This window comes from uncultured Methylobacterium sp., assembly GCF_964242245.1.
Taxonomy (GTDB): Bacteria; Pseudomonadota; Alphaproteobacteria; order Rhizobiales; family Beijerinckiaceae; genus Methylobacterium.
On the sequence record NZ_CAXTBY010000139.1, the window covers coordinates 1 to 8,313 of the forward strand.

Consider the following 8,313-nt stretch of genomic DNA (forward strand, 5'->3'; position numbering starts at 1 on the left):
AAGGCCGAGGCCTCCCGGCGCATCGACGCCCTGCGCAAGGAAGCCGGGCACGGCTGAGGCGCGCCCCGCACGGCGACGGATGCGGCCGGCCGGATCCCCTGATCCGGTCGCTCGGCCCCGCGCGCTCCTTAAGCAATCGGCAAGGTCCCGGGGATACGGTGAGTCGCGCCACAGGGGACGGGCGATCATCCATGCCGAGGCCGGCCATCAACCAGAAGGCTGAGCCGCGCGGCGGTGGGAGCTGGGAGCGCCTCAGGTGGCGCTTCACCGCGGATTCGCGAGGCGCCACCAGCATCGAGTACGCGATGATCGGCGGGCTGATCTTCGTCGTGATCGCCGGCAGCCTGCGGCTCTACAGCTCTCGGGTGAGCAACGTCTACACCACGATCGGCAACGCCATCAGCCAAGCGGGCTGAGCGTCGGGGCGCTCCCGTCCGTGCCCGGCGTCAGCGCACCGGCCCGCGGCCCTTCCGCGGCCGGTGAGGACCCTCCGGCTGCGTGGCCGGCGGCGATCTCGTCTCGCCCGCGCCGGCCTCGGTCCAGAACGCCTCGAACAGGCCCTGCATCGCCCTGATGTTCTGCTCCTGAACCTCGGCGCCTGTGCGCAGCATCTGCCCGAACATGCCGCTGGCGGCATCCGCGCCCGCGGCGGGCGCCGGCCGGATCTCCGGTGCGCGCACCTCGACCTGCGGCCGCTCCGGCGGCGCGGCGGCGGGCAGGAACGCCTTCATCATCTCGGCCCAGACCGGATTGACCGAAAACGGCGCGGGGGCCGGTGCGTGCGATGGCTCGGGAGCCTGCTGCTGCAGGAGCATGTGAACGATGCTGGCGACGACGGCGCCCGCGATCGCCGGCAGCATCTGGCGCAGCACCTGGGAGCCGACGCCGCTCGCCGTCGACGCCTGCTGGAGGATCGCCTGCGTCAGCGCGGGCGAGCCGAACATCTGCCCGAGCATGGTGTCGGCCGGCCCGGCGGCGGGGCGGGCCCCGGTCAGGCCGAAGAGCTGCGAGAGGCCGGTCGGGTCGGTCGCGGGGCTGCGCTGCATCCCGAGGGCGAAGGCCGGCATCAGGGATTCCGTGGCGCGGCGGGCCTGCTCGGGGGTGAGCCCGAATTGCTGCGCGAGGATCTGCAATCCGGCCCCGTTCTGAGCCTTCAGCATGTCGAGCGGGTTGAACATGGCGCGGGGCCTCGGGGTCTCGAAGCGCGGCGTCGGACGTCCGGACCCCGCGATCCGCGGAAGTCTAGCCCCTTCCCGCGGCCGAAGGCCAGCCGCGGCCGCCGGGCGCCCGAACCAGCCCGCCGACCCGGCAACGCCTCAGACGCGCGCCTCGGCCTGCGCCGGGGCCACGGCCACGGGGGCACCCGCTCCGGGCACCGGCGGGCCGGTGCGACGCTCCAGGCGGGTCACGGTGCGCGCGGCGAGCACGATCCCGGTGAGGCCGAAGACCAGCGCGCCGATCCCGACGCCGGCGATGACGCCGCGCGGCCCGTAGAGGGCCGCGCCGACGAGCGCCGGCGGCATGGTGCCGACCGTCGCCCGGCCCCAGTTGAGCAGGGTCGAGCTGAACGGGAAGCCGAGGTTGTTGAACGCGGCGTTGCCGAGGAACAGGAGCCCGTTGAAGAACCACACCGCCCCGCTCACGAGGCAGAAGAACCCGAACAATTCGGCCGCGACCCCGTCGAGGGCGAACAGGTGCATCAGGGGCTCGCGGGCGAGCACCAGGGTCGCCCAGACCACGCCGACGTAGACCAGCGTCACGAGCGTGCCGGCCCGCAGGATGCCCCGCATCCGGTCGAAGCGGCCCGCGCCCCAGTTCTGGCCGAGGATCGGCCCGATCGAGCCCGACAGGGCGAACAGGCCGCCGAAGGCCACCGGCGTCAGCCGGTCGATCACCACGTTGGCCGCCACCGCCGCCGCGCCGTAGCGGGCGAGCACGTGGGCGAGGAAGGCGCTCGCCACGGAGGGCGCGAGGTTGGTCAGGACCGCCGGCAGGGCGATCCGGAACACCAGGGGCGCGTCGCGGATTGCGGCGGCAAGGCTCGGGCGCGCCAGCATGCGGTGGCTCGCCACCCCGTGCCAGCCGATCAGCGCGAAGGCGCCCCGCGCGACGCAGGTGGTGATCGCGGCGCCGTCGACGCCCAGGCCGGCCCCGAAGATCAGCAGCGGATCGAGCCCGACGGTGACCAGCGCCCCGCCCAGGGTGACGAACATCGCCTGCCGCGCTGCGCCGATCGCCCGCAGCAGGCCGGAGAACATCATTCCCGGCGCCATCAGCAGGTTCGAGGGCAGCGCGATCCATAGGAAGCGCTCGGCCACGCGCAGCGTCTCGCCCTCGGCGCCGATCGCCCGCAGGAGCGGGCCCGAGAGCGGCAGCAGGACCGCGACCAGGAGGGCGGCGGCGGCGATCCCGTGGATCGTCGCGGAGGTGGCGATCCGCCGGGCGCCCGCGCGCTCGCCCGAGCCGACCGCCCGCGAGACCAGGGCGCCGCCAGCGATCATCAGGCCGATGTTGATGGCGATGGCGAAGAACTGGACGATCGCCGCGAACCCCACCGCCGCGGTGAGGTTCGTGTCGCCGAGCTTCGACACGTAGAGCAGGGAGAGCAGGTCGACGACGAACACCGCCATCAGGCCGACCGAGCCGGTGGCGCTCATCACCACGACGTGGCGCAGGATCGAGCCGGTGACGAAGCGGCCTTCCCCGCCCTCGGGCCGCAGGACATCGCGGTTCGCTTCAGGCATCGATTTGGAGCGCCCGATACATTGCGATCCGGAGCGACCCCAGGCCCGCGCTCCTCCCTCCCCCGCCTGCAGGGGAGGGAGGAGCGCGAGCTAAGCCGGGAGAGGGGAGCGACGGCGCCGGAACCGGCGCTCCCCTCTCCCGACCCTCGCTGACGCGAGGGCCACCCTCCCCCGCAGAGGGGGGAGGGAAGCGCGCCGGACGGGATCTTATCGGTGACGCAGCATCCCAGCGGCCCGACGATGCGCCTCGTCCGCGATCCGCCGCGTCCATGCGTGCGTCATCGCCCCTGCGGCGGAAAGCCGTCGAAGCGTCAGCGTCACGGGTCATGGGATTGCGTCTCCATGGCGAGCGTCCGTACGGCGCGAGCGTCCTGAGCGGCGGCCTCGCCTTCGGCCTCCGGATCGGCCGGCGCCACCGGCGGCCGCTCGAGCATCCGGCCTGCGGCCTCACGCCGGTCGTTGCCGATGATGTCGCGGGTCGCGGCGCTCAGGGCGCGCGCCGGACGCTGCGGCGCGGTGAGCGGCTCGGGCTTGATCTCGGCCGGCCCGAGGCCGCGCAGCCAGCCGCCGGTCTCGGGCAGGGCGCCCGCCTGCTGCAGGACGAGGCGGGCGACGTCGCGCTTGCGCACGTCCTCGACGCGGGCCGAAGCGGCGGCCGTCGAGAGCCCGAGGCCCTCGAGCGTCGCGCGGCCGAAGCTCAGCGCCGATTCCGCGGTCTCGCGGACGTGGAAATCCACGTCCCGGTTCATCAGCTCGACGGCGTGCATCCGGTCATAGGCCCGCACGTAGGTGCGCACGCTGGCGAACTCCTCGTGCACGATGTCGACGATCTTGAGCGTCGCCTCCGCGTCGTCGATGCACAGGCAGACCAGCTCCACCCGGCCGATGCCGGCGGCGCGCAGCACGTCGAGGCGGGTGCCGTCGCCGTAGTAGATGCGGAAGCCGAAGCGCGAGGCCGAGCGGATCTGCTCCACGTCCTTGTCGATCACCGTGACGCCGATCCCTTCCGCGAGCAGCACCTGCGTCAGGATCTGCCCGAAGCGGCCGAAGCCGATCACCAGGACGCGGGCCTCGGCGTTCTCGACCACGTCGGTCGCCCGCTCCTCGCCGTCCGTCCGACGGGCGCGGACCCCGTCGAGGGCCTTGTCGAGGCCCTTGGCCGCGACCGGGCCGATCAGCATGGTCAGCGCGGCCAGCGCCACGGCGAAGCGCGCGGCGCTGGCGTCGGCGAGCCCGAGGGAGCCCGCGAGCGGCAGCAGCACGAAGGCGAACTCGCCGGCCGGCGCCAGGATCGCGGCGCCGCGCAACGCGTCGAGCCAGGGCGAGCCGAACAGGCGGAACAGCCCGGCCACCAGGGCGACCTTCACCAGGATGGCGGCCAGCGTCGCCCCGAACAGCAGCGGCCAGACGGCGCGGACCAAGCCGCCGTCGATCGACATGCCGACGCTCATGAAGAACAGGCCGAGCAGCATTCCGCGGAACGGCTCGATGTCGGCCTCGAGCTGGTGGCGGAAGTTCGATTCGGCGAGCAGGATGCCGGCCAGGAACGCGCCCATCGCCATCGACAGGCCGACCTCCTGCATCAGCAGCGCGGTGCCGAGCACCACGAGGAGGGCGGCCGCCGTCATCACCTCGCGGGCGCCGCTGGCCGCGAGCAGCCGGAAGAACGGGTTGAGGCCGTAGCGCCCGACCAGCACGACGGCGAGGATCGCGGCCAGCGCCTTGCCGGTGGAGGCGGCCGCGTCGGCGAGCCAGGGCGCGTTGCCGCCCCCGCCCGCCGAGGCCAGCAGCGGCATCAGCGCCAGGATGCCGACGACGGAGAGGTCCTGGAACAGCAGCACCGCGAAGGCGCGGCTGCCGTAGGCGCTGCCGAGGTCGCCGCGCTCCTCCAGCATCTGCAGCGCGACCGCCGTCGCCGAGAGGGCGAGCGCGATGCCGATCACGACGCTGGCGCCGGGGCTCGCGCCGAACAGCACGCCGAGGCCGCCGAGCACGCTTGCGCAGACAAGGAGCTGGGCGGTGCCCAGCCCGAAGATGTCGCGGCGCATCGAGACGAGCTGCGACAGGTGCAGCTCCAGCCCGACGATGAACAGCAGCAGCACGACGCCGATCTCGGCCACGCTCGCCGCCGTCTCGGGCTCGGCGATCAGCGAGAGGCCGGACGGGCCGATCAGGACGCCCGCGACGAGGTAGCCGAGCACGGCGCTCTGCCCGAGCAGCCGGAAGATCGGCACGCCGATCACCGCCGCCGACAGGAAGGTCAGGACCGGGGGCAGGAAGCTCGCGTGTTCGGCCGGACTCGCCATGAAGCGCCTGATCGCGTGGGACGTCGCTGGCCTTAGCCCGGACGGCGCATCCGCGCGAGCCTCGCACGGTGCCGTTCGTCACGCGAGGCGCGGCCGGGGTCCTCGCCGCCGCGCCGGGATGGACCGCCTGCCGGGAACGCTGCGCGCCGCCGACGCGCTGCCCCGCCGCGCCGTCGAGCGATGTGTCGGGAAACGTGCTACGGCTTCCCCCGACGCGGCCGGTTTCCCCGGCCGCCCCGTTGACAGGGCGGGCCGCCCCCCGCCACATCCCGGACCATGAGCACGATCACGAATCTCAAGCCTGCTCCCTTGCCTGCTCCCGGCGGGGCGCCCGCGGCGGGCGCGAAGCCGCCGCTGGAGATCCTGCTCGCGGCGCCCCGCGGCTTCTGCGCCGGGGTGGTGCGGGCCATCGACGTGGTCGAGCGGGCGCTGGCGATCTACGGGCCGCCGGTCTACGTCCGCCACGAGATCGTCCACAACAAGTACGTGGTCGAGAGCCTGAAGCGCAAAGGCGCCGTGTTCGTGCGCGAGCTCGACGAGGTGCCCGACGGCGCGGCCCCGGTGATCTTCTCCGCCCACGGTGTCGCGAAAACGGTTCCCGCGAACGCCGACACTCGCGGCCTCATCACCATCGACGCGACCTGCCCGCTGGTGACCAAGGTCCACCGCGAGGCCGAGATTCACCACAAGCGTGGCCGCCACGTCCTGCTGGTCGGCCATTCCGGCCACCCGGAGGTGGTGGGCACCATGGGCCAACTGCCGAAGGGCTCGATCACGCTGGTCGAGGACCTGGATCAGATCGCGGCGCTGGAGCCCGAGAACCCGAACAACCTTGCCTGGGTCACGCAGACGACGCTGTCCGTCGACGACACCCTCCACATCGTGGCCGCGCTCAAGCAAAAATTCCCGACCATCACCGGCCCGCACAAGGACGACATCTGCTACGCCACCACCAACCGGCAGGAGGCGGTCAAGCAGATCGCGCCACTGGTCGACGCGTTGATCGTCGTCGGCTCGTCGAACTCCTCGAACTCGCAGCGCCTGCGCGAGGTCGCCGAGCGCGTCGGCTGCCCGATCACCCGCCTCGTGCTCCGCGCCGAGGAGATCGACTGGCCGGCGTTCGACGGCATCGCCAAGCTCGGCCTCACCGCCGGCGCCTCCGCCCCCGAGGTGCTGGTGGAGGAGATCATCGACGCCTTCGCCGCCCGCTACGCGGTCACCGTCGACACGGTGCAGACGGTGGTGGAGGACATGTCCTTCCCGCTGCCGCGCGAGCTGCGCAGCGAAGCCGCCGAGTAATTTTCGGGGTTCTGCCGGTGCGCTCGGGCAAGGCCCGCGCGTGCCTCTCCGGGAGCGTCGGAGGGACACCCGTCCGTCCGCGCGTTGCGTCCCCGAATGGTCCCGAACGAAGAGCGCGGAAGAAGCCGTGGCCGTCTATACCGAGGTGTCCGACGCGGCGCTGACCGACTTCCTCGCCGCCTACGACATCGGCGGACTGCTCTCCTACAAGGGCATCGCGGAGGGCGTCGAGAATACCAACTTCTTCCTGCACACCACGATGGGCTCCTACATCCTCACCCTCTACGAGCGGCGGGTGCGGGCGGATGACCTGCCGTTCTTCCTCAACCTGATGGAGCACCTGGCCGGGCGGGGCTTGGCCTGTCCGCAACCGATCCGCAACCGCGCCGGCACGGCGCTGGGGCGCCTGTGCGACCGGCCGGCGGTGATCGTCAGCTTCCTGGACGGGGTCTCCGTCAGGGCGCCGAACGCCCACCATTGCCGGGAACTCGGCCGGGCACTCGCGGCGCTGCACGCGGCCGGTGCCGATTTCGGGATGCGCCGCGACAACAGCCTGTCGGTGGCGGCGTGGCGCCCGCTCTTCGCGCAGGCGGAAGCGCAGGCCGACGGCGTCGCGCCGGGGCTCGCCCGGCGCACCCGCGACGACCTCGCCCTGCTGGAGGCGAACTGGCCCGAAAATCTGCCCGGCGGCGTGATCCACGCCGACCTGTTCACCGACAACGTGTTCTTCATCGGCGACGCCCTGTCGGGGCTGATCGACTTCTACTTCGCCTGCACCGACGCCTTCGCCTACGACCTCGCGATCTGCCTCAACGCGTGGTGCTTCTCCGCCGACGGCGCCTTCGACCGCGGCATGGGCGCGGCGCTGATCGCGGGCTACGAAGCGGTGCGCCCGCTGGAGCCGGCCGAGGTGGACGCGCTGCCGATCCTGTGCCGTGGCGCGGCGCTCCGCTTCATGCTCACCCGCCTCGTCGACTGGCTGAACGTGCCGCCGGGTGCCCTGGTGCAGCCGAAGGACCCGCGGGAGTACGACTGCCGCCTCGCCTTCCACCGGCAGGCGCAGGGTGCGGCCGCCTACGGCGTCGCGCGATGAGCGAGGCCGGGGAAGGCCGGGTCAGGATCTACACGGACGGGGCGTGCTCGGGGAACCCCGGGCCGGGGGGCTGGGGCGCGATCCTGCTCTACGGCGACACGAGCCGCGAGCTCTCGGGGGGTGAGGCCCACACCACCAACAACCGCATGGAGCTGCTCGCCGCGATCGAGGCCCTGGAAGCCCTGAAGCGCCCCTGCCGCGTCGACGTGTTCACCGACTCACAGTACCTGCGCCAGGGCGTCACGGCCTGGATTCACGGCTGGAAGGCGCGGGGCTGGCGCACCGCCGACAAGAAGCCGGTCAAGAACGAGGATCTCTGGCGCCGGATCGACGCGGCGCGCACCCGCCACGCCGTCGAGTGGCACTGGGTCAAGGGCCACGCGGGCGACGCCCTCAACAACCGCGTCGACGCGCTGGCGGTGGCCGCGATGGCGCCGTTCAAGGCGCGGCGCTGAGGGCCCTTTTGCGCGTCGTGGCGGGCTCACGCGGGAGCGGCGCCACCTGCGGCGCGCCCGATCACGGTACACCGCCTCCCTGAAGGAATCCCGGTCCGCGGGCCACCCTCTCCCGCAGGGGGGCTTGCGGATGCACACATCGCTCCACGGGATCCGAAATGGGCGCGGGTCCCCTCTCCCGTTCGGGAGAGGGACGGGGAGAGGGACGAGAACCCTCCGGAGAGGTCACGCCCCTCACCCCAGCCCTCTCCCATCCAAGTCGGGCCTACCCGACTTGGACATCCGAACTGCACATCTCGGGCAAGCCCGAGATGTGTGGGGAGAGGGGGCCGGGCAGTGCCGCGCGCGATCCACGCAGCACCGGTCTCAAGATGTGTGAAGCCGCAAGCCCGCAGACGCGGGAGGGACGCGCGGTC

7 protein-coding genes are annotated in these 8,313 nt (G+C 72.6%); 4 read left to right on the top strand and 3 right to left on the bottom strand.

Going from position 1 to position 8,313, the window contains the following annotated elements:
- The first annotated feature begins 191 nt into the window (after positions 1-191).
- A complete protein-coding gene (locus ACFE8Y_RS19350; RefSeq protein WP_375466003.1) occupies positions 192-416 on the top strand; it encodes a Flp family type IVb pilin in 225 nt (74 codons plus the stop codon).
- Between the two features lie 30 nt (positions 417-446).
- Here the strand turns inward: ACFE8Y_RS19350 and ACFE8Y_RS19355 are convergent, their stop codons facing one another.
- The 3 genes from ACFE8Y_RS19355 to ACFE8Y_RS19365 all read right to left on the bottom strand — a co-directional run bounded on the left by ACFE8Y_RS19355 (position 447) and on the right by ACFE8Y_RS19365 (position 5,050).
- Positions 447-1,178, bottom strand: a complete 732-nt coding sequence (locus tag ACFE8Y_RS19355; RefSeq protein ID WP_375466004.1) for a DUF937 domain-containing protein — start codon at positions 1,176-1,178, stop codon at positions 447-449.
- Between the two features lie 138 nt (positions 1,179-1,316).
- Entirely contained in the window at positions 1,317-2,744 is a 1,428-nt protein-coding gene (locus tag ACFE8Y_RS19360; protein ID WP_375466005.1) for an MATE family efflux transporter, read from the bottom strand.
- A 317-nt stretch (positions 2,745-3,061) separates the two neighbouring features.
- The gene (locus ACFE8Y_RS19365) at positions 3,062-5,050 is read right to left on the bottom strand and encodes a monovalent cation:proton antiporter-2 (CPA2) family protein (RefSeq protein ID WP_375466006.1); all 1,989 of its coding nucleotides are present in this window, start codon (positions 5,048-5,050) and stop codon (positions 3,062-3,064) included.
- 276 nt (positions 5,051-5,326) lie between these two features.
- On the opposite strand from ACFE8Y_RS19365, the gene ispH reads away from it, so the two are divergent.
- The 3 genes from ispH (at position 5,327) to rnhA (ending at position 7,897) form a co-directional block, all read left to right on the top strand.
- Entirely contained in the window at positions 5,327-6,349 is a 1,023-nt protein-coding gene (gene ispH, locus ACFE8Y_RS19370; RefSeq protein WP_375466007.1) for a 4-hydroxy-3-methylbut-2-enyl diphosphate reductase, read from the top strand.
- A gap of 127 nt (positions 6,350-6,476) precedes the next feature.
- The gene (locus ACFE8Y_RS19375; protein WP_375466008.1) at positions 6,477-7,442 is read left to right on the top strand and encodes a homoserine kinase; all 966 of its coding nucleotides are present in this window, start codon (positions 6,477-6,479) and stop codon (positions 7,440-7,442) included.
- Positions 7,439-7,897 carry a ribonuclease HI gene (rnhA, locus tag ACFE8Y_RS19380; protein ID WP_375466009.1) on the top strand — a complete coding sequence of 153 codons (459 nt, stop codon included), beginning with the start codon at positions 7,439-7,441 and terminating at the stop codon, positions 7,895-7,897. Before ACFE8Y_RS19375 ends, rnhA begins: the two co-directional genes overlap by 4 nt.
- Positions 7,898-8,313: the final 416 nt, after the last annotated feature.

Bases quoted from the DNA above. Each gene is read 5' to 3' on its own strand.
- ACFE8Y_RS19350 (WP_375466003.1), top strand. From the start codon at position 192: ATGCCGAGGCCGGCCATCAACCAGAAGGCTGAGCCGCGCGGCGGTGGG.
- ACFE8Y_RS19355 (WP_375466004.1), bottom strand. From the start codon at position 1,178: ATGTTCAACCCGCTCGACATGCTGAAGGCTCAGAACGGGGCCGGATTG.
- ACFE8Y_RS19360 (WP_375466005.1), bottom strand. From the start codon at position 2,744: ATGCCTGAAGCGAACCGCGATGTCCTGCGGCCCGAGGGCGGGGAAGGC.
- ACFE8Y_RS19365 (WP_375466006.1), bottom strand. From the start codon at position 5,050: ATGGCGAGTCCGGCCGAACACGCGAGCTTCCTGCCCCCGGTCCTGACC.
- ispH (WP_375466007.1), top strand. From the start codon at position 5,327: ATGAGCACGATCACGAATCTCAAGCCTGCTCCCTTGCCTGCTCCCGGC.
- rnhA (WP_375466009.1), top strand. From the start codon at position 7,439: ATGAGCGAGGCCGGGGAAGGCCGGGTCAGGATCTACACGGACGGGGCG.